Origin of the sequence: Clavibacter quasicaliforniensis, assembly GCF_051201715.1 — a bacterium.
Lineage (GTDB): Bacteria > Actinomycetota > Actinomycetes > Actinomycetales > Microbacteriaceae > Clavibacter > Clavibacter seminis.
Genome location: NZ_CP139624.1, coordinates 470181 through 495315, shown reverse-complemented (window position 1 = coordinate 495315; position 25135 = coordinate 470181). Strand labels below are relative to the sequence as shown.

Annotated in this window: 20 protein-coding genes; 5 read left to right on the top strand and 15 right to left on the bottom strand. The window is 75.2% G+C overall.

The window, feature by feature from the left end; all coding sequences use genetic code 11:
• Window positions 1–46 precede the first annotated feature (46 nt).
• Entirely contained in the window at window positions 47–787 is a 741-nt protein-coding gene (locus tag NL142_RS02405) for a TetR family transcriptional regulator (RefSeq protein ID WP_435080824.1), read from the bottom strand.
• Window positions 788–1006: 219 nt separating this feature from the next.
• Between NL142_RS02405 and NL142_RS02400 the strand changes: the two genes are divergently transcribed.
• Both NL142_RS02400 and NL142_RS02395 read left to right on the top strand, forming a co-directional pair.
• Window positions 1007–3034 carry a S53 family peptidase gene (locus NL142_RS02400; protein ID WP_435080823.1) on the top strand — a complete coding sequence of 676 codons (2028 nt, stop codon included), beginning with the start codon at window positions 1007–1009 and terminating at the stop codon, window positions 3032–3034.
• Window positions 3035–3042: 8 nt separating this feature from the next.
• Window positions 3043–5814: an LPXTG cell wall anchor domain-containing protein gene (locus tag NL142_RS02395; RefSeq protein ID WP_435080822.1), complete on the top strand. Its 2772-nt coding sequence runs from the start codon at window positions 3043–3045 to the stop codon at window positions 5812–5814.
• A 71-nt stretch (window positions 5815–5885) separates the two neighbouring features.
• Here the strand turns inward: NL142_RS02395 and NL142_RS02390 are convergent, their stop codons facing one another.
• The 8 genes from NL142_RS02390 to NL142_RS02355 form a co-directional block, all read right to left on the bottom strand.
• Window positions 5886–6380 (bottom strand): GNAT family N-acetyltransferase, encoded by a 495-nt coding sequence (locus tag NL142_RS02390; protein WP_194683527.1) that lies wholly within the window; start codon window positions 6378–6380, stop codon window positions 5886–5888.
• On the bottom strand, window positions 6377–7294 hold the full coding sequence (locus NL142_RS02385) for an alpha/beta fold hydrolase (protein ID WP_435080821.1): 918 nt from the start codon (window positions 7292–7294) through the stop codon (window positions 6377–6379). The genes NL142_RS02390 and NL142_RS02385 overlap by 4 nt, the downstream gene beginning before the upstream one ends.
• Before the next feature lie 55 nt (window positions 7295–7349).
• Entirely contained in the window at window positions 7350–8195 is an 846-nt protein-coding gene (locus NL142_RS02380) for a transglutaminase family protein (RefSeq protein ID WP_435080820.1), read from the bottom strand.
• Window positions 8192–9121, bottom strand: coding sequence for an alpha-E domain-containing protein (locus tag NL142_RS02375; protein ID WP_041464281.1), 930 nt, complete (start codon window positions 9119–9121; stop codon window positions 8192–8194). The genes NL142_RS02380 and NL142_RS02375 overlap by 4 nt, the downstream gene beginning before the upstream one ends.
• Window positions 9122–9126: 5 nt before the next feature.
• Window positions 9127–10818, bottom strand: a complete 1692-nt coding sequence (locus tag NL142_RS02370; protein ID WP_435080819.1) for a circularly permuted type 2 ATP-grasp protein — start codon at window positions 10816–10818, stop codon at window positions 9127–9129.
• Window positions 10819–10884: 66 nt separating this feature from the next.
• The gene (locus NL142_RS02365) at window positions 10885–11058 is read right to left on the bottom strand and encodes a hypothetical protein (protein WP_012297729.1); all 174 of its coding nucleotides are present in this window, start codon (window positions 11056–11058) and stop codon (window positions 10885–10887) included.
• A gap of 128 nt (window positions 11059–11186) precedes the next feature.
• Entirely contained in the window at window positions 11187–12512 is a 1326-nt protein-coding gene (locus NL142_RS02360) for a nucleotide disphospho-sugar-binding domain-containing protein (protein WP_435080818.1), read from the bottom strand.
• Window positions 12509–14743 (bottom strand): glycosyltransferase, encoded by a 2235-nt coding sequence (locus NL142_RS02355; protein WP_435080817.1) that lies wholly within the window; start codon window positions 14741–14743, stop codon window positions 12509–12511. The genes NL142_RS02360 and NL142_RS02355 overlap by 4 nt, the downstream gene beginning before the upstream one ends.
• Before the next feature lie 200 nt (window positions 14744–14943).
• On the opposite strand from NL142_RS02355, the gene NL142_RS02350 reads away from it, so the two are divergent.
• A complete protein-coding gene (locus NL142_RS02350; protein WP_435080816.1) occupies window positions 14944–16038 on the top strand; it encodes a Gfo/Idh/MocA family oxidoreductase in 1095 nt (364 codons plus the stop codon).
• 33 nt (window positions 16039–16071) lie between these two features.
• Here the strand turns inward: NL142_RS02350 and NL142_RS02345 are convergent, their stop codons facing one another.
• The 3 genes from NL142_RS02345 to NL142_RS02335 all read right to left on the bottom strand — a co-directional run bounded on the left by NL142_RS02345 (window position 16072) and on the right by NL142_RS02335 (window position 19712).
• On the bottom strand, window positions 16072–17316 hold the full coding sequence (locus tag NL142_RS02345) for a kynureninase (RefSeq protein ID WP_435080815.1): 1245 nt from the start codon (window positions 17314–17316) through the stop codon (window positions 16072–16074).
• A 78-nt stretch (window positions 17317–17394) separates the two neighbouring features.
• The gene (locus tag NL142_RS02340) at window positions 17395–18294 is read right to left on the bottom strand and encodes a DUF4190 domain-containing protein (RefSeq protein ID WP_435080814.1); all 900 of its coding nucleotides are present in this window, start codon (window positions 18292–18294) and stop codon (window positions 17395–17397) included.
• Window positions 18295–18452: 158 nt separating this feature from the next.
• Window positions 18453–19712, bottom strand: a complete 1260-nt coding sequence (locus tag NL142_RS02335) for a DUF4190 domain-containing protein (RefSeq protein ID WP_435080813.1) — start codon at window positions 19710–19712, stop codon at window positions 18453–18455.
• A 157-nt stretch (window positions 19713–19869) separates the two neighbouring features.
• Here NL142_RS02335 and NL142_RS02330 point away from each other — a divergent pair, with 157 nt between their 5' ends.
• Window positions 19870–21012 (top strand): DNA-methyltransferase, encoded by a 1143-nt coding sequence (locus tag NL142_RS02330; RefSeq protein ID WP_435080812.1) that lies wholly within the window; start codon window positions 19870–19872, stop codon window positions 21010–21012.
• A gap of 19 nt (window positions 21013–21031) precedes the next feature.
• Here NL142_RS02330 and NL142_RS02325 read toward each other — a convergent pair whose 3' ends face one another.
• Both NL142_RS02325 and NL142_RS02320 read right to left on the bottom strand, forming a co-directional pair.
• Window positions 21032–23221, bottom strand: coding sequence for a RecQ family ATP-dependent DNA helicase (locus NL142_RS02325; protein ID WP_435080811.1), 2190 nt, complete (start codon window positions 23219–23221; stop codon window positions 21032–21034).
• Window positions 23222–23309: 88 nt separating this feature from the next.
• Complete coding sequence (locus NL142_RS02320; RefSeq protein ID WP_435080810.1) at window positions 23310–23729, bottom strand: PLD nuclease N-terminal domain-containing protein; 420 nt, start codon at window positions 23727–23729, stop codon at window positions 23310–23312.
• 184 nt (window positions 23730–23913) lie between these two features.
• Between NL142_RS02320 and NL142_RS02315 the strand changes: the two genes are divergently transcribed.
• Complete coding sequence (locus NL142_RS02315) at window positions 23914–24084, top strand: CsbD family protein (RefSeq protein ID WP_043585457.1); 171 nt, start codon at window positions 23914–23916, stop codon at window positions 24082–24084.
• A gap of 118 nt (window positions 24085–24202) precedes the next feature.
• On the opposite strand, the gene NL142_RS02310 is transcribed toward NL142_RS02315, so the two are convergent.
• Window positions 24203–25108: a metallophosphoesterase gene (locus NL142_RS02310; protein ID WP_435080809.1), complete on the bottom strand. Its 906-nt coding sequence runs from the start codon at window positions 25106–25108 to the stop codon at window positions 24203–24205.
• Window positions 25109–25135 lie beyond the last annotated feature (27 nt).

Sequence of the window (25135 nt, the reverse complement as noted above, 5' to 3'; positions counted from 1 at the left end):
GGCCGGACCCCCTGGGGTCGGCCGGCGTCGTCGTGCGCGGGGCGGGTCAGGCGCGGGCGCGGGCGCGGCCGTCCTCCGCGTCGGCGTCGACAGCGGCGTCCTTCGGACCGCGCGCCGAGCCGATGTGCGCCTCGGAGGCATCCGGGCGCCCGACCTCCACGAGCTCCAGGTCGAGCGGCCGGGCGGCGCGCACGACGGCGTCGGCGTCGTCGATCCCGAGGCCGATGAGGAGCGGGATCCAGAGGCTGCGCAGGCGCTCCGCGGAGTCGTGCTCGGCCAGCCGCGGTGAGCGGTAGGAGAGCACCCCGAAGGTGGCGCTGAGCAGGACGTCGACGACGGCGTCGAGGTCCCCGGCCCGGATGCCCCGGACCGCGAGCTCCGCCTCCAGGTGCTCCCGGGTGAACCGCCACACGTCGAAGCGCCGCTCGACGGCGAGGCCGAGGCGCGGCATGTCCTGCAGCAACCGGATGGCCCCCGCGGCGACGGGGCAGACCTCCACGGTGCTGGCACCCGTGAGGAGGAAGACGATGAGCTCGTGCAGCGCCCCCGGTCGGTCGAGCGCCGCCTCGATGCGGAGCCAGCGGTCCTCCTGGTCCTCGACCACCGCGCCCGCGAGGCTCTCCTTGGATGCGAAGAGGTGGTACCCGATGGCGGACTTGGGCTTCCCCATCGCCTCGGCCACGCGCGAGAACGACGTGCCCTCGTAGCCGTGCGCCGCGAACTGCGCGCCCGCCGCCTCCATGATCTCGCGCCGTGCCCGGGACACCGCCGCCTGCCGCTGGTTCATGTCGCTCCTGTCCCATCCCCGTCCGGGAGTCGAGGAAGACTACCCGTCCCGATCGACGCGACGGTGGCATCCGCCCGAACGGACGGCGCCGTATCCCGGATCGCAGTCGACCCATCCTCGACCGACCACCCTCCACAGGGGCTGAGAACGCTTCTCGATAGGGGATAGCATCCGCACGCGCCCTCGCGCACTCCCCCCTGAACCGAATACGGATCCCGCATGCCCACACGCCCCTCGTCCCTCCCACCCGTCGAGGCCCGCGGGCCCGCCGAGCGCCCGCCGACCGAGGGGCGGATCCGCGCCCTCGTCCGGCGGCCGCCGTCGTCCCGCGCGCGAACCGTCGCCCTCGGCACGGGCGCCGTCGCGCTCGTGGCCGTCGCGGCGCTCGTCGCGAGCGCGCTCGCGGGCACCGGATCCGAGCCCGCCACCGCCGGCGGCGACCCGGCCTCGGCGCGCATCGCTGCCGGTCTCCGCGCGATCGACGGGTCGGCCCCGTCGTGGCCCGCCGACACCTCGGCCGTCCGGGTCGGCGACGCACCCGCGGACGCGTCGGTCGCGCTCACGGTGCTGCTGGATCCGGCGCGCCCCGACGCCGCGCCGGCCGTCGCCGCCTGGCTGCGCGACCGGGGCCTCGACGTGGGCGACGCGCGCGACGAGGTGTCCGCGCTGCCCGTCTCCGGCACGCTGGCGCTCGCGTCGCGCGCCTTCGACACCGGGTTCGCCCGGTTCCGCGTCGCCGGCCGGGAGGTCGTCGCCCCGGAGCGGACCCTCGCCGTGCCCGCCGCCCTGGACGCCGTGCGCGGCGTCGCCGGCACCGTGCAGGGCGACGTGCTGATGCCGTCGGACGCGGAGTCGGACACGGCGCAGGCGGGCGGCGCGCAGGCCGCCGACGACGCGCAGTCGCCCGACGCCACGGACCCCGTCCCCGCTCCGATCCCCGGGCAGGCGACCGGCGGATCCCCCGCCTCCTCCGCCGACGACGGCACGTGCGCCGCCTGGTGGGGCCAGCGCCTCACCGACGCGTGGCCCGCGTCGGTCGACGTGGCCCACCGCTCGAACTCGCTGTGCGGCTACGGCCCGGCGCAGCTGCGGCGCGTCGACGACGTGCCCGCCGAGGACCGCGGAGCAGGCGCCACCATCGCCATCGTCGCGGCCTACGACGACCCGGACACGAAGGCCGACACCGACACCTACTCCCTGGCGGTCGGCGAGCCCGCCTTCACGGCCGGCCAGTACCGCGACCACCCGTCGGCCTCGCCGCGCACCGGCATCTGCGGCGGACCCACCGCATGGACCGACGAGCAGCACCTCGACGTGCAGGCGGTCCACGCGATGGCGCCCGACGCGGCCGTCTCCTACTGGGGCGCGGACGACTGCACGAGCACGAGCCTCTACACGCGGATCCTCGACGCGGCGGAGGACGGACCCGACGTGATCAGCCTGTCCTTCGGCGCGATGGAGGGCCTCGACACGGCCGACGACCGCGAGCTGCTCAACCGCGTGCTCGTGGAGGCCGCGTCGCGCGACGTGTCGGTCTTCGCGTCCACCGGCAACGACGGCGACTACAGCGGCGTCGGCGACCACGGCGGGAACGCGACCGTGGCGTCGCCCGCGTCGAGCCCGTACGTCACGGCGGTCGGCGCGACGAGCACCGGGCTCGCCGAGGACGGCTCGATCGCCGTCGAGGCGGGCTGGGAGACCGAGACCCGCTTCGCCCGCAACGGCGCGCTGATCCCGCCGGGCTTCGCGTTCGGCGCGGGCGGCGGCCAGTCCGCCGAGTACGCGCGGCCCACCTGGCAGGCCGACCGGCTCGCCGTCGCGGGCACCGGGCGGCTGCTGCCGGACGTGGCGTCGCTCGGGGATCCGGACACGGGCTTCATCACCTACGGCCCGCACAAGGGCCGCACCGAGTACGCGGCGCACGGCGGCACGAGCCTCGCGACGCCGATGGTCGCGTCCATGGTCGCGATCTCCAAGGCCGTCACCGGCCGGCGCTTCGGCCTCGCGAGCCCCGCCCTCTACGCGCTGATGGGCACGGGCGCGCTGCGCGACGTGCAGCCCGCGTCCGCGGCCACGTGGTCGCCGACGGGCCCGTCGGCGGGAGCGCTGTGGCCCGAGACGCTCTTCATGTGGGACACCGGGAGGCAGGGGCTCCGCTCCGCCCCCGGCTGGGACGACGTGACCGGGGCCGGCGTGCCCGCGGGTCGCGCGTTCGTCGAGGGCCTCGGCGCGGAGGCGGGACGATGAGCCGGGCGATGCGCGGATCCTCCTCGCGCCCCTCCCTCGGGCTGCTCGGCGCGACCGGCGCCCTCGCCCTCGCGACGCTCCTCGCGCTCGGCGGGCTCGCGCCCCTCGCGGCGCACGCGGCCGACGTCGTGCTCGCGCGCGCGTCCGGCGTGGAGATCATCGACATCGACGGCGACACGCTCACCGCGCCGACGCCGCTGGCCGAGTGGTCCGCGGGCGCCGCGGTGACGCGCACCGCCGCGTCCACCGGCGACGTGCTGAAGCTGAACACCACGCGGACGACGGACCTCTCCTCCACCGCGGGCCCGACGGGCGCGTCCAGCGCCATCGCGACCGGCGAGCTCACGCTCCGCGACCGGCCCGCGATCGTCTTCTCGGGCCTCGCCGTGTCGTGCACGCCGGGTGGCACGCCCGCCGTGCACGTGGATCGGCTCACCATCGGCGGCGTGGACGTGACCGCAGACGCGAACGCGACGCCGGGCTGGTCGCGCGACCTGCCGGAGTCGGTCTACGGCGCGACCCGCGTCATCGTGGGGTCCACCGCCACGGGCGACGATGGATCCGCCACCACCGTCGGCATCGACGTGGAGGCGGAGGCCGGGGCGTCGGAGATCTGGCGCGTGCGCGCCGGGTCCGTGACGTGCGCGGCGGCCGCCGCCGCGCCGGTGCCGACGCCGTCGGCCTCGCCCTCGCCGACGCCCGCGCCGGACCCGGATCCGACGCCGGCCCCCGGCCCCACCCCCGCGCCGGATCCCGCGCCCGCGCCCGCATCCGGCCGCGTCGCGACGGGCGTCACCGTCACGGCCGCGGACGGCACGCGCGTGATCGACGGGCAGCCGCGCGTCGACGGCCTCGACCGCTCCGCCACCGCCGATTCCCTCGCCGCGTCGGACGGATCCCCGGAGCACGCCGCGTCCGTCCGCGTCGACACCGGCGCGGACGGCACCACCACGGTCGGCGTCGGCTCGTTCGAGCAGCTGCCGGGCGCCGCCGCCGACCCGCTCGCCGAGTACCGGTGGACGGCGTTCCGGGTCTACGGCCTCACCGCCACGATCACGCCCGCGGGCGCCGTCTCGACCGAGTTCGCGGATCCCGGCAGCGCGGTCTTCGTGGACGGCCGCTGGATCGACACGACGACCGACCTCTACACGGGCGTCGACGAGCAGGGCGCGCCCCGCGTCACCGTCGCGTTCGGCGAGCACGAGACGGCGGCCGACGGCACGGTCACCGTGACCGCGGTGCACTACCGCGACCTCACGGGCGCGCACCCGGACGTGCGCCTCGGCACGGTCGTCGTGCCGCCCGCGGCCGGGCAGGTCGTGGGCGCGTACGGCGTCGGGGTCACCGCGGCCGACGGCACGGTGCTCGTCGCGCCGCAGCCGGTCGCGACCGTCGCGGCACCGGATGCCTCGGCGGACGCCGTGACCGGCACGGGGACGGATCCCGACACCGCGTCGGCCGTCGCCGTCGACCTCGGCACGGGCGACGCCGCGGGCACCGCGACCGTCGACGTGGGCGCGTTCCGCCAGGTGCCCGACGCGTCGACGGATCCGCTCGCCGACTACCGCTGGCCCGCCCTCCGGGTCGCCGGCCTGCACGCGGCCGTCTCCGCCGCGGGCGCCATGACCGTGTCGTTCGCGGACGCGGGGAACGCGGTCTTCGTGAACGGCGTGTGGATCGACACCACGACCGACCTCTACACGGGCGTCGACGAGACCGGCACCCCGCGCGTCGAGGTGCGCTTCGGCGAGCGGACGGTCGCATCCGACGGCACGGTGACGCTCACGGCGCTGCACTACCGCGACCTCACCGGCCGCCACCCCGAGGTGCGGCTGGGCGTCGTGACCCTGGCGGCGGGCGGCTCGACGACGCACGCCCCGGATCCGTCGCCGACGCCCGTCCCGATCGTGCCGGACACCGCGCCTGCGGGCTGGTCGGCGTACGGGATCCGCGCGACCGGGCCCAGCGCCGTCGCGGCGACGCCCGTGGCGCGGCCGGACGCGACCGCGACGGGTCTCGCCCCGGACGCCCTCGCGGCGAGCGACGCCGACGCCCCCGCGGCCGGCGACACCGCGGCCGACACCGCCGGCGACGGCGCCGCGGGCCAGATCCGCGCCTCGGGGATCCGGCTCGCGTCCGCCCGTGGGTCCGGCAGCGCCTCCCTCGACGACGTGGACCTCTACCCGGGCAGCCGCATGGCCGTCCGGATCCGCGGCCTGCGCGTCGCGGTCGACGGCGGCACGGCGCGCGTCTCGAGCGACGGCGGCCTCATCGCCGGGCAGGCGCTCGCGGCCGGCGACATCGCCCCGGGCACGCGGTTCGCGCTGCCCGACGGCGGATCCGTGCTGCTCGCGGAGGACGTCACCGCGTCCGCCGCGCGCACCGTGACGGGCCTGCACCTCGTCGACGCCTCCGGGCTCGCCGCGGACGTGGCGGCCGGGGTGGTCACCACGGCCGCGGTGGCGGTCGACCCGTCGGGCGGATCCGCGTCCGGCGGATCCGGGTCCGGCACGGGAACCGGCACCGCTGCAGGCACCTCGGCGGGCGGCGCATCCGTCGCCGGCACCGGTGCGCTCGCGTCCGCAGCGTTGTCGGCGGACGGATCGAGCCCCGCCGGCACCTCCGGCGCGAGCGCCCGCGGATCGCTGCCGCGCACGGGGTCGTCCCCCGCGTCGGCGCTCGCCCTCGCGGCGCTGCTGCTGGTCGTCGGATCCGCGGCCGCGCTCGGATCCCGCCGCCGCCGCCACGCGCACTCGGGACGCCGCAACGCGCGCGCCTGACCTGACGCGGCCGACCGCGCATTACCCGCCGCCCTCCGACCCGCATCCCGCGGGCTGGAGGGCGGCGCGCGTCACCAGCGGAGCAGCAGCACGTCCGATCCACCCTCGCGTCCCACGGCCACGAATCCGAGCGAGTCGTAGAGCGCGCGGGCGCGGTCGTTGCCGTCCTCCACGCTGAGGCTCACGGCCGGGGCGCCGGACGCGCGGACCGCCGCTACGAGCGCCACGAGCAGCGCCCGCCCGAGCCCCCGCCCGCGCGCCGACGGCACGAGCGCCATGCCGAGCTCGGGGATGTCCGGCGCGACGAAGCCGTAGCCGCGGTCGTCATCCGCGTAGAGGCGCGCCCACGCCGCGCCGACCGGATCCCCGTCGGCCTCCGCGACCACGCCGACGTCGCCCGCGCGCGGCCAGCCGGAGACGTAGTGCGCGAGCTCGGGCGTGGCGAGCATGCGCTCGCGGGTCATGGATCCGTCGTCGCGCCAGTCCATCGACGCCAGCAGCATGTCCTCGAGGAACGGCAGGTCGTCGGCGCGCGCGGGGCGGAGGGTCGCGTCGGCTGCGGTCATGCGGGCTCCCCTTCCCCCGGAGCGGCGGGAGCGACCGGAGCGACCGGATCAACCGGCACCACGCGCGACTCCAGCCAGCTGCGCAAGTCCGCGACCACCTCGTCGCGGTTCGTCTCGTTGTAGATCTCGTGGCGCGCGCCCGGGTAGACGATGAGCAGCACGTCGCTGAGGCGCGAGCGCCGGCTGTAGTCGCGGGCGAGCAGCTGCATGCCGCGGCGGCCGCCGAGCGAGTCCTCCTCGCCGCCCTGGATGAGCACGGGCAGGTCGGTCGCGAGCTTCCGCGGCGGCCGGCCCATGATCTGCACGGAGTCGCGCATCCGGTACGGCTTCAGGGCGTTGACGTCGAAGTTCCGGTCGTCGTCGCCGAACGCGCGCTGCGCCTCCGGATCCCGCGAGAGCCACTCGAAGCCGGACGCCGCCGGGTGCCGCCAGCGCTTGTTGAGGTCGCCCGTGTTGATCACGCCGGGCATCGCGAGCGAGGCACCGCTCAGCACGAGCCCCGCGTACAGGTGCGACGCCCGCGCCACGATGCGCTGCGCGAGGAGCGCGCCCCAGCTGTGGCCGAGGAGCACGAGCGGGAGGTCGGGGTGCTCCAGGCGCAGCTGCTCGCTCACCAGCTGGATCCCGTCGAGCGCAGCCAGGTGGCGTCTCGGCCCCAGCACGCCGATGCCGAGGTGGCCGAGCCCGGTGGCGCCGTGCCCGCGGTGGTCGTCGGCCGCGACCGTGAAGCCCGCGGCGTTCAGCTCGCGCGCGAGCCGGATGTAGCGCAGCGCGTGCTCGCCGACGCCGTGCGCGATGTGCACGACGGCCCGCGGGCGCTCGGCCTCCCACACGTAGTAGTGGAGGGTCACGCCCTCCGCGTCCACGATGGTGCGGTGGTCGGCTCCGCCGGTGGAGCGCTCGTCGTCGGGCATGGATCCAGACTAGGGGCGCTCCCGCCCGGCACCCCCGATCGGGAGGCGCGCGGGATCAGGACTCCCGCGTGATCTCCACCCGCACGAACAGCTTCGACCGGAACGGCCCCGCGTAGATGCCGCGCAGGGGCGCGACGTCGCGGTAGTCGCGGCCGCGGCCGACGAGCACGTGCCGGTCGCCGATGTCGATGAGGTTCGTGGGATCCCAGCCGCGCCACTCGCCGCAAAACCACTCGACCCACGCGTGCGACTCGCCCGTGACGGTCTCGCCGACGGCCGCGTTCGGCTTCGGGTGCAGGTAGCCGCTGACGTAGCGCGCGGGGATCCCGACGTGCCGGAGCGCCCCGATGACGATGTGGGTGATGTCCTGGCAGACGCCGCGCCCCTGCTCCCACGCCTCGCGCGCGGTCGACTGCACGCTCGTGACGCCGGCCATGTACTCGACCTTCTCGCCGATCGTGCGGGCGATCTCCGCGGCCGCCTCGCACGGCGTCCCCGCGCCGCCCGCGATCTCCTCCGCGAGGGCGCGGACCTCCTCGTGCGGCTCGGTGCGCACGGTCTGCGCGACCTGCTCGACGTGCTCGGTGGCCCGCTCGACGTCGACCGCGAGGTCGTCCCAGCCGAGCTGGTGCGGCTCGTGCGTGCGCGGCCGCACCTCGACGAGGCTCGTCGCCGTGAGCTCGAGCGAGCGGTGCGGGCTGAGGATCTCGAACGAGGACACCCGCGTGCCGAAGTAGTCGACGTACGTGTGGTGCCCCGGCTTCGGCTGGATGTCGAGGTTCGAGTACAGGACGAACTGGTTCTCGCTCGAGACGGGCAGCATGCGCGCCTCGTTGTACGACGCCGTCACCTCGCCCTCGTAGTGGAAGCCGGTCCGGTGGGTGATGCGCAGGCGGTTCACGAGTTCTCTCCGACCCAGCTGGGTGCCGCGTTGGTGGGGAAGTAGCGCTGGCGGACGGCCTCGCTGGTGGCGGATGTCGCCTCCTGCACGGCGTCCATGAAGCGCGGGAGGTCGTCGAGGATCTCCTGGATGGGCCGGTACTCCAGCTCGCTCCGGATCTGCCCGAGCAGCCGCTGCGCCTGGTCGGACACCCCGAGGCGGTCGGTGCGCGGCTCGATGTCGTGCAGGCACTGCTCGGCCCGGCGGATCGAGTGCGTGATCGACCGCGGGAACAGCCGGTCGAGCAGCAGGAACTCGGCCGCGTTGCGCGCGCTCGGCACGCCGCGGTAGGTGCGGAGGTAGGCCTCGTACGCGCCGCAGGAGCGGAGGATCGTGGTCCACGACGGGCCGCTCGCCTCGGTGAGGGCGCGAGTGGCGAGGAGACGGGCCGTCATGTCGGCGCGCTCGATGGAGCGGCCGAGCGTGAAGAACTGCCACGCCTCGTCGCGGCTCGTCCCCGACTCGACGAGTCCGACCGCGAGCGCCGAGCGCTCGCGCACCCAGCCGAAGAACTCGTGCACGCGGTCGTTCGCGATCTTCCTCGGCATGCGGGCGCGCGTCGTGTTGAGGCACTCCCAGAGCTCCGACGAGACGATCTCGCGGGCGCGGCGGGCGTTCTCCCGCGCGGCGCCGAGCGAGTAGGCGATGGAGGCGGGCTGCGTGCGATCCACCGCGAGGAGCGCGAGCACGTCGTCCCGGCCGAGCACGTCCTCGGAGGGGACGTCGCTGCCCATCACGCTGAGGAGGGAGCGGCAGGCGGTGTCCTCGTCGATCCACGGATCCTCCAGCAGCAGCTGCAGGTGGACGTCGAGGATGCGGGCGGTGCCGTCCGACCGCTCGATGTAGCGGCCGATCCAGAACAGCGACTCGGCGATGCGCGACAGCATGGGCATCAGCGGTCCCCCTCGGTCGTGGCTGTGCGGGCTGCGGCGGGCGCGGCAACCTGCTGCTGCTGCTCGTGCTGGTCGCGGTTGCGCGGCCGGTCGTGCGGCGACTGGTCGGGCGCCTTCTCCCCGTTCTGGATGATCGGGATGGACGTGGTCACCGCGGCCTGGTCGGCCACGAGCGTCTGCACGCTGCGCTCGCGGGTCGCCGCGGGGAAGCCGGAGTCGCCGACGACCCAGGTGTCCTTGGATCCGCCGCCCTGGCTGCTGTTCACCACGAGCTGGCCCTCGGGGAGCGCGACGCGCGTGAGCCCGCCGGGCAGCACCCAGATGTCGCGGCCGTCGTTCACGGCGAACGGGCGGAGGTCGGCGTGCCGCGGGCGCATCCCGTCCTCCACGAGCGTGGGGATGGTGCTCAGCTGCACGACGGGCTGCGCGATCCAGCCGCGCGGGTCCTTGAGGAGCCGCGCGCGCAGCTCGGCCAGCTCGCCCGCGCTAGCGGCGGGGCCGACCACGAGGCCCTTGCCACCGGATCCGTCGACGGGCTTCACGACGAGCTCCGGCAGCCGGTCGAGCACCTCCTCGAGCGAGTCGGGCTCCTCGAGGCGCCAGGTGTCGACGTTCGGGATGATCGCGTCCTCGGCCAGGTAGTAGCGGATGAGGTCGGGCAGGTACGTGTAGACGAGCTTGTCGTCGGCGACGCCGTTGCCCACCGCGTTCGCGATGGTGACGTTGCCGAGGCGCGCGGCGAGCATGAGGCCGGGCGAGCCGAGCATGGAGTCGGCGCGGAACTGCAGCGGATCCAGGAACTCGTCGTCTACGCGGCGGTAGATGACGTCGACGCGCATGGGGCCGCCCGTGGTGCGCATCCAGACGCGGCCGCCGGAGCAGAACAGGTCGCGGCCCTCGACGAGCTCGACGCCCATGAGCCGCGCGAGCAGCGTGTGCTCGAAGTACGCGCTGTTGTAGACGCCGGGCGTGAGGACGACGACGTTCGGGTCCTCGACGCCGTCGGGCGCGCTCGCGCGGAGGGCCTGCAGGAGCTTGTTCGGGTAGTCGCCGACGGGGCGGACGCGCATCGAGACGAAGAGCTCGGGCAGGGTCTGCGCCATGACGCGGCGGTTGGAGATGACGTAGCTGACGCCGGACGGGACGCGCACGTTGTCCTCGAGCACGCGCATCTCGCCGGCCTCGTCGCGCACGAGGTCGATGCCGGAGACCTGGATGCGGACGCCGTTGGCCGGGTCGATGCCGGCGGCCTGGCGGTGGAAGTGGCTGGACGAGCTGATGAGGCGGGCGGGGATCACGCCGTCGCGGATGGCGCGCTGCGGCCCGTACACGTCGGCGAGGAACGCCTCGAGCGCCCGGACGCGCTGCGCGACGCCCTTCTCGAGCCGGCTCCACTCCGCCTGCTCGATGACGCGCGGCACGGCGTCGAGCGGGAACGGCCGCTCCTCGCCCGCGAAGTCGAAGGTGACGCCCTGCGCGAGGTAGCTGGTGGCGAGCGCGTCGGTGCGGTCCTTCAGCTCCTCCTTGGTCATGCGGGAGAGGGCCGCGTGGATCTCGCGGTAGGCCGCCCGCGCGACGGCGGGCTCCCCGGCGACCGGCGGATCCCGGAACATCTCGTCGAACGGCATCGCGCCACCGGAGGCGCGGCGTGCGGCCGCGAGCGTGCCGTATCCCTCGAACAGATCACCCATGCCGGGAGCGTAGCCGGGCCGTGTGTCCGGTTTGTTACCTGGCGCGGCGGGCGGAGGCGACGCGGATCAGGCGTCGGTGCGCTTGAGGATGTGCGCGGGGATGGCGATGGACGCCGAGACGAGCAGGATGCCGGCGAAGAAGCTCAGCAGCTCGAAGCCCTCGATGTAGAACGCGAACGCGAACAGCGCCATGCCGCCCAGGAAGAGGGCGAACGCGATGATGAAAGCGACGATGTTCACGAGGGCACCTGATCCATTTCCGAGACTGTGGGCGACCGTCGCGCCGGGGCGCGGACGCGGTCACCCACGAGTCTACGAGATCGCGGGACGGGCGTCGCCCGGCCGGACGACCGGATCCGGCGACCGGCTCAGCGCGCGGCCTGCTCCGGCCGGATCCCGCCGGCCAGCGCCTGGTACGCGCGCTGCGGCCCGGGCGACCGCGTGAGCGACGCCGCGATGGCGTCGAGGCCGGCGCGCTGCGCACCCGACGGGTTGAGCAGGAGCTTGGCGGCCTGCCGCAGCTCGGTGACGGTCGCGACGTTCGGGGCGAGCGCGATCCCGAGCCCCGCGTCCTCGAGGGCCGCGGCCCCCGCGAACTGGTCGGTCGAGAGCGGCAGCACGAGCATCGGGACGCCCGCGGTCGCCGCCTCGGTGACGGAGTTGTTGCCGCCGTGGGTGACCGCGAGGTCGGCGTGGGCGAGCAGCGTCACCTGCGGGAGGAACGGGCGGACGAGCCAGTCGGACGGGATGTCGCCGAGCTCGGCCCGGTCGGTGGATCCGGTCGCGAGCGCCACGCGCACGTCGAGGTCGCGCAGGGCCGCCGCGATGCGCGCGAGCACGTCGCCGCGCACGGAGAGGAAGCTGCCGAGCGACACGTAGACGATGGGGTCGCCGCCGGCGTCGATCCAGTCCCGCACCTCGGCCTCGGGGGCCTCTCGCCGCACGGCCGACCCGATGAAGGCGTGCGGCGGCAGGAGCTCGGAGCGGTCGGGGTCGTGCAGCTCCTCGGGGTAGTTGAGCAGGAGCACGTCGCCGGCCTCGGCGAACGCGTCGCGGCTCGGGCGCATCGACGGCGCGAGGATCGCGAGGGCGTCGTTCCACTGCGCCGTGAAGCGGTCGCGGACGCGCTCGCACAGCGCGTGGAGCTCGTCGAGGTCCTCCTCCTCCGGCTCGAACGCGGCGGGCCAGGCGGGCGGGAAGCCGTAGACCTCGCCGCCCACGGGCAGCGCGCTCGGGTGGCCGAGCACGACGTCGGCGTGGCGGGTGCCCGAGGCGAGGAGCGCGAGGCGGGCGCTGAAGGCGAGGTGGTCGACGATCACCTGGTCGGGGCGCACCTCGTCGAGGATCCGCTGCACGGCGCGCGCGGTCTCGACCGGCTCCCAGAGCAGGTCGTCGCTCCGGGCCTCGGCCTGGAAGCGCAGGGTCTCGACCATGCCGCGGCGCGTGGCGGCGAAGAAGCCGCGGAGGGCGTCGTCCTCGCCGGTCGGCTGATCCTCGGCCTTGATGGTGCCGGGGTTGGATCCACGGCCGAGGCGGAGGTCGACCCGCTCGAAGCCGGAGGCCTCGACGATGCCGGCGGTCGCGGATCCGGTCGCCACGACCACGCGCTCGCCGGCCTGCTGCCAGGCGGACGCGAGCGTGATGAGGGGGAAGAGGTGGGACGCGTAGTCCGGGCTGATGACGAGCAGGGTCATGAGGCGCTGAGCTCCCAGAGGGTTCGGTCGTCGGCTGCGGCGACGTCGCGGTAGACGCGGGACAGGGTGCCCGCCATGGCCTGGATGGTGAAGGTGCGGGCGACCATGTCGCGGGCGCGGTCGGCGGCAGCATCGGCGTCGGGGCCGGCCGCGATGTCGAGGGCGCGGGCGATCCCGGTGGCGAGGTCCCCGGGATCCGTCGTGTCGACGAGGAGGCCCGTCACGCCGTCCTCCACGTAGGTGGCGGGACCGCCGGACGCGGGCGCGACGACCGGCAGGCCCATCGACATCGCCTCGAGCAGCGCGACGCCGAACTCCTCCTTGATGCTCGCGCACGCGTACGCGCCGCCCGGCGCGGCGAGGCCGGGCCGGCCGTAGCGGACGGCGGCGAGCCAGCGCGTGACGGTGTCGTTGCCGCGGTGGCCGGCGAGGAGGAGGCCGTGGCGGGCGGCGTCGGCGGGGCCGTCCGCGTCGGGCACCGCGTCGAGGATCCGCGCGAGCTGCTCGCGCTCCTCGGGGCTGGGCGCGTCGAGGTCGCCGCCCACGATGAGGAGGTTCGCGCGGGACCGGAGCGCGGGATCCGCCGCCCAGACGTGCGCGAGCTGTGCCATGCCCTTGACGCGGGCGAGGCGGCCGACGCTGATGACGAGCGGCAGGCCGCGGCGCTCCTCGGGGAGGCCGGCGAGCAGGTCGTCGAGCTCGACGAACGCGCGGGCGGGCGCGCCGTCCGCGTCGGCGCCGAGCATGGCGTCGTCGCGGGAGCGCTCGATGGCGGCCACGTCGATCCCCTCGGCGACGACGCTGTGGCGCTCGGGGTGCGCGTCCACGTCGATGCCGACGAGCCGGCGCATGTCGCGCTTCAGCTCGGGGCGCGGGAAGAGGACGGTGTGCGCGGCGTCGGCGGCCAGGCGCTGCACGAGCCGGACGCGGAACCAGTAGTGCTCGCGCTCGTCGACGCCGCCGAAGCGGTCGCGGGTGAGCGCGCCGGACCGGTCGAGCGCGTCGACCACGCCGTGCGGATCCGGCGCGACCGTGAAGACGACGGGGATGCCGAGCTCGCGCGCGACCGTGGAGGCGGCGAGCGTGCCGACGTCGGCCATGCGGAGGTGCACGGCGTCGACGCGGCCGGCGGCGCGGAGCACGCGGCGGATCCCCCGCTCGGCCTCGACGCGGTGCGGCCACGCCTCGGGGAGCGAGCGCGGGCCGCCGAGCATCGGTATGTGCGCGAAGACGTGGCCGTCGTCGCCCGCGGTGACGCGGGCGAGGGAGGCGAGGGCCTGGTCGGGCGTGCCGCGGGAGAGCGTGATGACGCGGTCGACCGGGCGGTCGGGGACCGTCGTCGCGGTCACGTCGTGCGCCGCGGGGGCGTGCCCGGCCGTGCCCCCGGGATCCACGAGCGCGTCGCCGAGGCGCACGAGCAGCGTCGCGATGCCGCCGTTGTCGCCCGCGCCCACGTGCGTGAGGCCGGCGTCGATGTCGGCGTGCAGGAAGAGCTGCACGACCGTGAGGCCCGGGCGCTCCGGCGGTGCCGGGTGGTCGCCGTGCTGCCGCGCGATGTCGAGCACGGCGAGGCGCGCGACCGCGGCCACCTCGTCGTCGCCGCGCGCGATGTCGGCCACGAGGGTCGCGATCGCCTCGCCCGCGGGCCGGTCGCCCAGCGCGGCGACCGCGGCGGACCGGGTGAGCGGGCCCTCGGACGCGGCCGGGGCGATTCGGAGCAGCACGCGCTCCGGGATCCGGCCGGGCACGAGGCCCACGGTCTCGACGAGGCGCGACCGGGGACCGTCGCCCTGCACGCCGAGCAGCGCGTTCTCGAGAGCCAGCGCGACGTGGTCGGGCGTCGACCCCGCCCACTGCTGCAGGGTGCGCTGCGCGAGCATGCCGGGGAAGCCGCCCTCGACGACCATCGCGACGAGGCCGGACACCGCGTCGAAGCGCGGCAGGCGGGTGCCGAAGGCCCAGGCGGCGTGCTCGCGGATCCACCGGGTGTCGTGGTCGAGGAGCGCGACGAGCGCGTGGTCGGCGGCCTCGTCGAAGACCTGGGCGAGCGCGTGGATGGCGGCGACGGCCGTGAGCTGGTCGGCGGGATCCGCGGCGGCCCGTGCGAGAAGGCGCACCGCGCGTCCGCCGCCGTCGCGGCTGGCGGCGACCGTGAGCTCGTCGGCCTCCTGCATCACGTCGAGGATGCGCGCGGCCTCCGCGACCTGGTCGAGGCTCGTCTGGATCCCCATGCTCGTGCCCCTTCTCGGGTCAATACTCCTCGTGCGGAGCCGAGACGCGCCTCACGCGGGAGCGTTCGCTCCCGGGACAGCCACCCGGCCCTCGCGAGTATTCCCCAGTCTGCTGCGAGAACCCAGCCGGGCGCCCGAGACGCCGGCCCGGACGCCGCCCGGCGGGAGGCCCGCGCGACCCCGCGCGTACGCTGGCGGCCATGCCCCACGCCGCGCCGCCCGCCCCGCAGATCCGCTTCGGCATCGTGGGGAGCGGCTGGCGCAGCGCCTTCTTCCTGCGCATCGCGCGCGCCCTCCCGGAGCGCTTCGCCGTCACCGGGCTCGTGACCCGCAGCGCCGAGACGGGACGCGCGTTGGAGGAGGAGTGGGGGATCCGCACCTTCCGCACCGCGGCCGAGCTGCTCGCCGCGGAGGCTCCGTCGTTCGCGGTCGTCTCCGTGCCCAGATCCGCCGCGCCCGACGTGATCGCCGACCTCGTCGACCGCGGCGTGGCCGTGCTCACCGAGACGCCGCCCGGCGAGACCGTCGCGGACCTCGAGCGGCTCGACGCGCTCGTGAGGCAGGGCGCCAGGATCGAGGTGGCCGAGCAGTACCCGCTCTCGCCGCTGCTCGCCGCGCAGCTCGCGATCGGGGCCGGCGGACGGCTCGGGCGGATCAGCCAGGCGACCGTCGCGCAGTGCCACGACTACCACGGCGTCCGTGTGATGCGCCGGGCCCTCGGCATCGGCTTCGAGGACGCGACCATCACAGCCGCCCGCTTCTCGTCCCCGATCGTCGCCGGGCCCGACCGCGACGGGGATCCCGTGCGCGAGGAGGTCGTGACCGCCGAGCAGACCACCGCGCGCTTCGACTTCGGCGACCGCCTCGGCGTCTACGACTTCTCCGACCGGCAGTACTTCTCGTGGATCCGCCGCAACCGCCTCCTCGTCCGCGGCGAGCGCGGCGAGATCGTCGACGAGCACGTGAGCTGGCTGCTCGACGCCACGACGCCGACCTGGGCCGACATCACGCGCGTCGAGACCGGGCAGGGCGGCAACCTCGAGGGCCACCACCTGCGCGGCCTGCTGCTCGGGTCCGAGTGGGTCTACGAGAACCCGTTCGCGCCCGGCCGGCTCTCGGACGACGAGATCGCGATCGCGCAGTGCCTCGTCGAGATGCACGCGCACGCGGCAGGCGGCCCGTCCACGAACTCGCTCGCGGAGGCGTCGCAGGACCACCACCTCGCGCTCCTCATGCACGAGGCCGCGGCAACCGGGAAGCCCGTCCGCAGCACGCGTCGGGCGTGGGCGGACTGACCCGGTCTCCCGGCTCGGGCGGGGTGGGGCACGTCAGCCCGCCAGGTGCCGCCGGATCGCCTCGACGCCGACCTCGACCTCGCGGAACGACGTCGTCAGCGGGCTGAGCCCGAGCCGCAGGCCCGACGGCGCGCGGAAGTCGGGGATCACGCCCTCCGCCCACAGCGCGCCGACGATCTCGCGGAAGAGCGGGTGGTCGACGCTCACGTGGCTGCCGCGGCGGTCCTCGTCGCGCGGGCTCGCGACGCGCGCGCCGAGCGGCACGAGGTCGCGGTCGACGAGATCCAGCGCGAAGCCGGTGAGGGCGAGCGACTTGGCGCGGATCGCGTCCATGCCCGCCTCCTCGATCAGCGCGATCATGTCCTGCATCGCGAGCATGCCGACGATGGGCGGCGTGCCGCTGAGGAAACGGCGGATCCCGTCGGCCGGCACGTACTCCGGCCCCATCGCGAAGACGTCCTGAGCGCCCATCCAGCCCTGGATCGGCTGCCGGAGCTCGGCCTGCAGGTCGCTCCGCACGTAGCCGTGCGCGGGCGCGCCCGGCCCGCCGTCGAGGTACTTGTAGCTGCAGCCGACCGCGAGGTCGACGCCCCACGCGTCGAGCTCGGTGGGGATCACGCCGACGGAGTGGCAGGTGTCCCAGAGCACGAGCGCGCCGGCGTCGTGCACGATGCGCGTGATCCCCGGCACGTCCGCGAGGAACCCGGAGCGGTAGGCGACCTGGCTGAGCACGACGAGCGCGGTCCGCTCCCCCACCGCCTCGGCGACGAGCTCGGGCGTGACCCCGGCGTCGGGCGCGACGTCGATCCACCGGATCGTCATGCCGCACTCCTCGGCGACGCCCTCGAGCACGAAGCGGTCGGTCGGGAAGTTGTCGGTGTCGATCACGAGCTCGTCGCGACCGGGGCGCGCGCGGACGGCGGCGCGGACGAGCTTGTAGAGGATCACCGTGGTCGAGTCGCCGACGAACGTCTGGCCCGGCGCGGCCCCGTACGCGACGCGGCCGAGGTCGTCGCCGATGCGCGTCGGCATCGCGAGCCAGTCCTCGTCCCAGCCGCGGATGAGGCGTCCGCCCCACTGGTCGCGCACGAAGTCGGCGACGCGGTCGACGCTCGCGAGGGTCGGCCGGCCGAGCGAGTTGCCGTCGAGGTAGGCGACCACGTCGTCGGACTGCACGAACAGCTCGCGGAAGCGCGCGAGCGGATCGCGGGCGTCGAGCTCGCCGGCTGACGGGATGGGGCGGGAGGGGGCGTCGGTGCCGCGCGCGTCGGGTGTCACGTCCGCAGCCTACGAGCCCAGCCGAGAGACGGCGCGAGCCGTGGCACCCGGGGGTGCCACGGCTCTCGGGCTCCGTCGCTACTGGGCGGAGAAGTAGTACGGGTCGGCGAGGATGCCGGGCCTGACGGCCCAGGTCCCCGCGGCCGCATCCGCGCTGGGGATGGCGATGACGACGTTGCCCGTGCCCGAAGCCCCGGGGAACAGCTCGTTGATCGAGCTGAACTGCGGCTCGGGGGCGACGGCGAAGGAGTCGGACGTGGTGTGCGTCGTGCCTGCCGCGGAGACGTACTCGACGCCGATCTCGAACATCGGGCTGGCCGACTCGGTACCCACGTACTTCACCGTGACGGGCACCATGGCGTACTGCGTGCCCGCGGGGGCGGGGTCGTTGAACATGTTCTCGGACGTGACCGCCGCGTTGGCATCGAGGACGGGAGCGCCGAGCGTGACCTCCCACTGCGCGGATCCGCCGGAGAGACCCGTCACGACCGTGCCGATGGGGGCGGGGTTCTCTCGTGTACCGACGGCCGGCCCGGCCTCCTCCTCGGTCTCGTCCAGCGGCGCCGCGGACGACCCGGAACCGCCCTCGCTCCGGGGAAGGCTCTCCGAGACCGCGGCCGCGAATCCGAGCGTGTAGACGACCGCGAGGATGATGCTGAGGACCAGCGCGAGGACGCCCACGATGAGCCCTCCCAGAGCGAGCGGCTTCCCCGCCTTGTGCCGCGCCAGCGCCACGATGGCGAGGACGATGGCGACGATCGCGGGGATGAAGACCACGTAGTTGAGGAACGGGACGAAGGCCCCGAGGAAGGCGACGATCGCGACGATGAGGGACGCGATGGCGAGGCCCTTCCCGCCGGAGGGGACCGCCGGCGCGGCAGGCGCGTAGGGAGTCGCGTACCCGCCCTCGGGTGCGGGAGGGGGCGCGGGGTAGGAGTGCTGTTCGGGAGTCGAGTTCGGGTCTCGTGCGTCGGTCATGGGCACTTCTTACTAGAGCCACGGCGGCCGACAGCGCCGAAAGGGCCTCCTGCACCGCGAACTGGGGCCACCGATCCCGCGCTTCGCACCCGGTAGGCGGCCGGTCGGCACCAGATGCGCGCGAGGACGCCCCGCGAGCGGCTTCCCCGGACTAGGTGTCAGCCGGCCCGGAAGTAGTACGCGTCCGCGATCATCCCCGGCGCCGTGGCCCAGAGGCCGTCGGCGGCGCCGTCGATGGGGATCTCGACGACGACGTTCCCGCTCGCGGTGCCCTGCGGCTCGAGCATCTCGTAGGCGTCCGTGAACGCGGGCGCCGGTGCCTGCACGAAGCTGTCGGCGGCCGAGTACTGCGTGCCGTCGGGGGCGAGGAACCCCAGTGCCAGCTCGGAGAGCGGATCCCCCGTGCCCGACCCGAGGTACGTCGCGGTGACCGGGACGACCGCGTACTGCATGCCCTCCGCGGGCGGCCCGTTCGTCGGATCCGCCGCGAGCACGGCCGCGGTCGCGTCGAGGATGGGCGTGCCCAGCGTGACCTGCCACTCGGGCCCGTCGACGCCCTCGCCCGTGACCGGGGTGCCGATCGGCAGCGGGTCGTCGGGGCTCGTGCCGGGCTGGGCCGTCGCGTCGTCGCCGCCGTCGCCGGAGGTCGGCTCGGGGCTGGCGAAGCCGGGGTCGGATCCGGGGCCCGCGGTCTCCAACGCCTCGGTGACCGAGCCCACGAACGCGAACGTGTAGACGAGCGCCAGCACGATGCTGAGGACGAAGCCGACGGCGCCGAGGATGAGGCCCGTCAGCGCCAGCGGCTTGCCGTCCATCCGCCGGGCGAGCGAGACGATGCCGAGCACCACCGCGACCAGCGCCGGGATGGCCGTGACGTAGTTGAGGAACGGGATGAACGCGCCCAGGACCCCGGCGATGCCCACGACCAGCGCCGCGATGGCGAGGCCCTTGCCGCCGCGGGGGCGGGGAGGCGGGCCGGAGACGTAGGGCGGCGCGGGGGCGGCGGGCGGGGCGCCGACCGGCGGCGCGTAGGAGGGGCCGGGCGCTGCGAACCCCGGGCCGGCGCCGGAGCCGGCGGATCCCGCGCCGGCGTCGTATCCGACCGGCGGCAGGGGCGGCGCCGGATGGGCGGGCGCGTCGGCGGGCTCGGGCACAGCGGCGGGCTCGGGCATGGGCTCAAGCTCGGCCGCGGCGACGGCAGGCTCGGCCGCGTCGGCGGGCTCGGCCGCGGCCGGGACGGCGGGCGGACCGTAGGGGCTGACGGGATCCGCCGCGGCACCCACCGCGGATGCGTCCCCCCGGGCCGGGCCGTCGGTGGCCGAGCCGTCAGTGGCCGAGCTGCCGGCTGCCGGATCCTCGCCCCGCGGCTCGTCGGGGTGGGGTCCGTCGGTCCGGCCGGGGTCGCGGTCATCGCTCATGTGACGTTCATAGCGGAGGGTGCCACCCGCGCGGCAGGGCCGTGCGCGAACCGCCCCGTATTGGGGGCGTCGTGCACCGCGGGCGCAGCCGTCCGCACGACGTCCCTCCCGTCCCGGCGCGCGCCGCGCGTCCGCGGAGGTCCGTTAACCTCGGGGCGTGCCCCAGCCCGCGTGGACCCCCGACGGCCCCGACCTCGTGATCCACGCGGAGAATCTCGAGGCCGTCCGCGCGCTCCCCGACGGCGCCTTCCAGCTCATCTACCTGGATCCGCCGTTCAACACCGGCCGCACGCAGGAGCGGCAGAACCTCACCGTGACCCGCACGCCGGATCCGGCCGCCGATCCCGAGGCGGACGCCGAGTCCGAGGCCGATCCAGCCACGGACGCCGAGGCCGAGGTCGTTCCGGCAACCGCGTTCGACGCCGCCGTGGCACACGCACCCGACGCCGCACCCGGCACCTCATTCGACCCCGCACCCGGCACCGCCCCCAGCGCGGCTGCGGAGCCCACCACCCCCGTCGCCCTCGCCCCCGCGAGCACCGCGACGCCCGAGCCGGTCCGCCCGCCGGGGGCGCGCCTCGGGTTCCACGGCCGCAGCTACGACTCCGTCAAGGGAATGCTCTACGGATTCGACGACTCGTTCGCCGACTACTGGGACTTCCTCGAGCCGCGCCTCATCGAGGCGTGGCGCCTCCTGGATCCCACGGGCACCCTCTACCTCCACCTCGACTACCGCGAGGTGCACTACGCGAAGGTCGTGCTCGACGCGCTCTTCGGCCGCCGCTCGTTCCTCAACGAGATCGTGTGGGCGTACGACTACGGCGCGAAGTCGCGCCGCCGCTGGCCGGCGAAGCACGACACGATCCTCGTCTACGTGAAGGATCCGATCCACTACCTGTTCGACTCCGAGGGCGTGGACCGCGAGCCGTACATGGCGCCGGGCCTCGTGACCCCGGAGAAGCGCGAGCGCGGCAAGCTGCCGACGGACGTCTGGTGGCACACGATCGTCTCCCCCACCGGCCGCGAGAAGACGGGCTACGCGACGCAGAAGCCGCTAGGCGTGCTGCGCCGCATCGTGCAGGCGTCGAGCCGGCCCGGCGACTGGGTGCTCGACTTCTTCGCGGGATCCGGCACCACGGGCGCCGCGGCCCGTGAGCTCGGCCGCCGCTTCGTGCTGGTGGACGAGAACCCGCAGGCCATCGAGGTGATGCGCGCGCGTCTCGCGGGCGGCGGCACCGTCTTCGTCGAGCCGGAGACGGAGCCGGATCCGGATCCGGATCCGGATCCGGTCGCCGGCTGATCCGCGATCGCCCGCCCGGCTACCCCTGCTGCGCGAGCGCGAACGGCAGCACGCGCGTCGCGCCCGCCTTCCGCAGCAGACGGCCGGCGACCGTGAGCGTCCACCGCGTGTCGACCAGGTCGTCCACGAGGAGGACGGGACGCGGATCCGCGGCGAGGTCGTCCGCGATGTGCGCAGGCACCTGGAACCGCGGGTGCACCCGCCCCAGCCGGTAGACGCTGTTGCCGCGCGCGGCGCCGGGCGCCCCGGGATCCACGAGGTCGAGCGACCCGAGGAACGGCAGCCGCCCGACCTCGGCGATGCGCTGGGCGAGGCTCCCGACGAGCTGCGGTCGGCTCGCGGACGGAACGTGGACGACGGCACGCGGCCGCTCCGCCCAGCCCCACTCGGCGAGCACCCGCACACAGGCGGCGACGAGCGCGTCGTCGACCGGCGCGTCCTCGGCTCCGGCCGCGAAGACCGTGCGGAGACGTCCTCCCCAGCCGAGGTCGGTGAGGCGCGCGAGGGCGCGTCCCTCGTCGACCTGCTCGCCCGCCGCGATGGCGCCGCTGAGCGGCACGCCGACGGTCGAAGCGCCCGTGGGCCAGCGCAGCCGCGGCTCGATCGGCAGCCCGACCCTGTCGAGCGCCTGCGATGCCGTGGCCGACGCCTGCTGATCGAGCGACGACGGGTACCACGCGCCCGCGCACCGGTCGCAGCGGCCGCACGGGGCCGCGGTGTCGTCGTCGAGCTGGCGCTGCAGGAACTCCATCCGGCAGCCGAGCGTGGTCTCGTAGTCGAGCATCGCCTGCTGCTCGCGCACGCGCGCCGCGGCGACCTGCTCGTACCTGGCGCGGTCGTAGACCCACGGGACGCCCGTGGCCGACCAGCCCGAGGTGTCCCGCCGCACGGCCCCGTCGACGTCGAGCACCTTGAGCAGGAGGTCGAGCCGGCTGCGCGAGAGGCTGACCCGCGACTCGAGCGCGGGCACGGACAGCGGCCGGTCGCTCTCGCCGAGCGCCTGGATGACGGCGGCGGCCTGCTGCTCGTCCGGCATGGACGCGGTGGCGAAGTACTGCCAGATGTCGGGATCCTCGCGGCCGGGCAGCAGCAGCACGTCGGCGTCGGCGGACCCGCGCCCGGCGCGGCCGACCTGCTGGTAGTAGGAGACGGGCGACGACGGGGCCCCGAGGTGCACGACGAAGCCGAGGTCGGGCTTGTCGAAGCCCATGCCGAGCGCGCTGGTGGCGACGAGCGCCTTGACCTCGTTGCGCTGCAGCTCGCCCTCCGCCTGCTCGCGGTCGGCCGGGTCGTCGCGCCCCGTGTACGCCTTGACCGCGTGGCCGGCGTCGCGCAGCAGCCGCGCGGTGTCCTGCGCGGCGGAGACGGTGAGCGCGTAGATGATGCCGCTGCCGGGCAGCTCGTCGAGGTGGCTGAGGAGCCAGCCGAGCCGGTCGCGGCTGTTCTCGAGCCGCAGCACGCCGAGCCGGAGCGACCGCCGGGCGAGCGGCCCGCGGATGGTGACCACGGGCACGCGGTCGGTCTCGACGACGCCCGCGCCCGCGGATCCGACGCTCAGCTGCTCCTCGACGTCGGCCACCACACGGGAGTTGGCCGTCGCCGTGGTGGCGAGCACGGGCACGCGCTCGTCGACGGAGGAGATGAGGTCGCGCAGGCGCCGGTAGTCGGGCCGGAAGTCATGGCCCCAGTCGGAGATGCAGTGCGCCTCGTCGACCACGAGCAGGCCGAGCCGGGCCCGGAGCGCGGGCAGCTGCTCGTCGCGGAAGCGCGGGTTGTTGAGGCGCTCGGGCGACACGAGGAGCAGGTCGACCTCGTCGGCGTCGAGCGCGCGCAGCAGGTCGTCCCACTCGTGGGCGTTGCTCGAGTTCATGGCGACCGCGCGAACGCCGGCGCGCCGGGCCGCGGCGACCTGGTCGCGCATGAGCGCGAGGAGCGGGGAGACGAGGAGCGTGGGGCCGAGCCCCTGCTGGCGGAGGAGCAGGGTGGCGACGAAGTAGACGGCCGACTTGCCCCATCCGGTGCGCTGCACGACGAGGGCGCGGGAGCGGTCCTGCACGAGGGCCTCGATGGCCTCGAACTGCCCGTCGTGGAAGTCGGCGCCCGCGACGCCGACGAGCCGGGAGAGGTGCTCCCGGGCGGCGGACCGGAGGTCGGAGGGCGCAGCGGAGGAGGACGCAGCGGAGGAGGGTGGCGTCGCGGTGTCGGGCATGCGGCCATGCTCCCATCCGCCCCCGACCCCGCCGTCCCGCGGCGACCCCGCGGAGGGAGGGCGCGGCGGCCCACGACCTGGGGAGGGACTACCGCTCGGGGGTGGATCCCGGCTCGATGGCCCGCGGCGCCCGTGCCGGTCCCGCGGCCCGGGCGGCCTGCACCGCCTGCTCGGCCTGGAGCTGCCGCATCCGCGCGATCCGCGCGTAGTGCCGCTCCTCCTCCTCGAGGTCGGCGAGCTGCTGCTCGGTGCTCCGCACGCGCAGGTCGACCGCGGCTGCCGCGCGCTCGTAGGCCGCGCTCCGGTCCGGCGGGCCGACGGGCTCGCGCCGCGCGTCCCAGTCGTGGCCGACGCAGAACCACACGATGCTGCCGATGAGCGGCAGGAAGACGATGAGCAGGATCCAGACGAGCTTCGGCAGGTGCTTCACCTGGCCGTCCGGGCGCGTGATGACGTCGACGAGCGCGCACACGGCCACGAGGAGGGGGAGCAGCCCGAAGAGGATCACGGTCAGGGAGCCTAGGGGCGGCGCGGGGCCTGGCGGAAGGCCCTTGCACGGACGTCGCGGAGGGTGCAGGGCGGCGGCGTTTCGCTCAGTGGACACGCACCTCCCATCTGTCAGGCGTTCAGGAGCGCTCCGTCCTACAGTCCAGTCGTGGGCTGCACCAGGTGGCCTCAGTGAGGAGGAGATCATGGGTCTCGACGACAAGATCAAGAACGCTGCTCAGGACATCGCGGGCAAGGCCAAGGAGGCGCTCGGCGACCACAAGGGCGACGAGAGCCTCAAGGCCGAGGGCCAGAAGGACCAGGCCGCGGCGTCCGCCAAGAAGGCCGGCGAGGACGTCAAGGACGTCTTCAAGTAGAGCCAGACCAGCAGCGCCAGGAGAGGCGGGGGGGGGGGGGGGGGGGGGGGGGGGCCGCGGGCGGGGGGCGCGCGGGGGGGGGGGGGGGGCGGGGGGGCCTCTCCTCATGCCCGGGCGGTCACGGCGCGGCGGGAGCGCCGGAGTCCGCGATGATCCGCTGCACCAGCTCCGCGTCGAGCAGCGCGACCTCGTCGCCGTCGTCCTCCGCGTGCGCCCGCACCACGACCGACGTGACTCCTCCCGCCGGGTCGACGTCGACCACGAGGAAGCCGGATCCGCGCACGATGCGCTCCGTGCCGGGCTCCGCCGCCACGTCCGTCTCGTTCGCGACGCCGGGCGCGACCAGCACGGGCACGCCCGCCAGCGACCCGACGATGTGGTGGTGGTAGTGCCCCGAGAGGATCACCCGCACGTCGCTGCCGCGGACGATCTCGGCCAGCCACTCCGGGCCCTGCAGCGCGAGCGACTCGTGCAGCGTCGTGGGCGCGGGAACGGGCGGGTGGTGCAGCACGAGCACGGTGCCGTGCCCGGCCGGGGTCGCGAGCAGCTCGCGGAGCCCGTCGAGCTGCTGCTCGCGGAGCGCGCCGTAGCCCTTGCCGGGCACGGAGGTGTCGAGGGTCGCGATGCGCCAGCCGTCCACGATGGTGACGCCGTCGATGGGCGGGACGGCCGCGGGATCGCGTCCGTCGTCGGTGCCGGCAGCGCCGTGTCCGTCGCCGAGCACGAGCCGGAAGGCGGAGCGCACGTCGTGGTTGCCGGGCGTGAGCACGAGCGCGGCGCCGCGCGACGAGGTCCACGGCACGAGGCGCTCGCGCAGGAGCGCGTACGACTCGGGGGTGCCGTCCTCCGACAGGTCGCCCGAGCCGACGAGGAGCCGGACGTGCGGGACGCGGTCGGCCTCGACGAGGACGCGCTCGAGGGCGGCGCCCGTGTCGACGACGCCCTGGTGCAGGCCGCCGTCGCGGAGGAGGTGGGTGTCGCTGAGGTGGACGAGGCGCAGGGATCCGGGAGGCAGTGCGTGCATGCGCCGACCCTACGGGGGCCGGCCGAC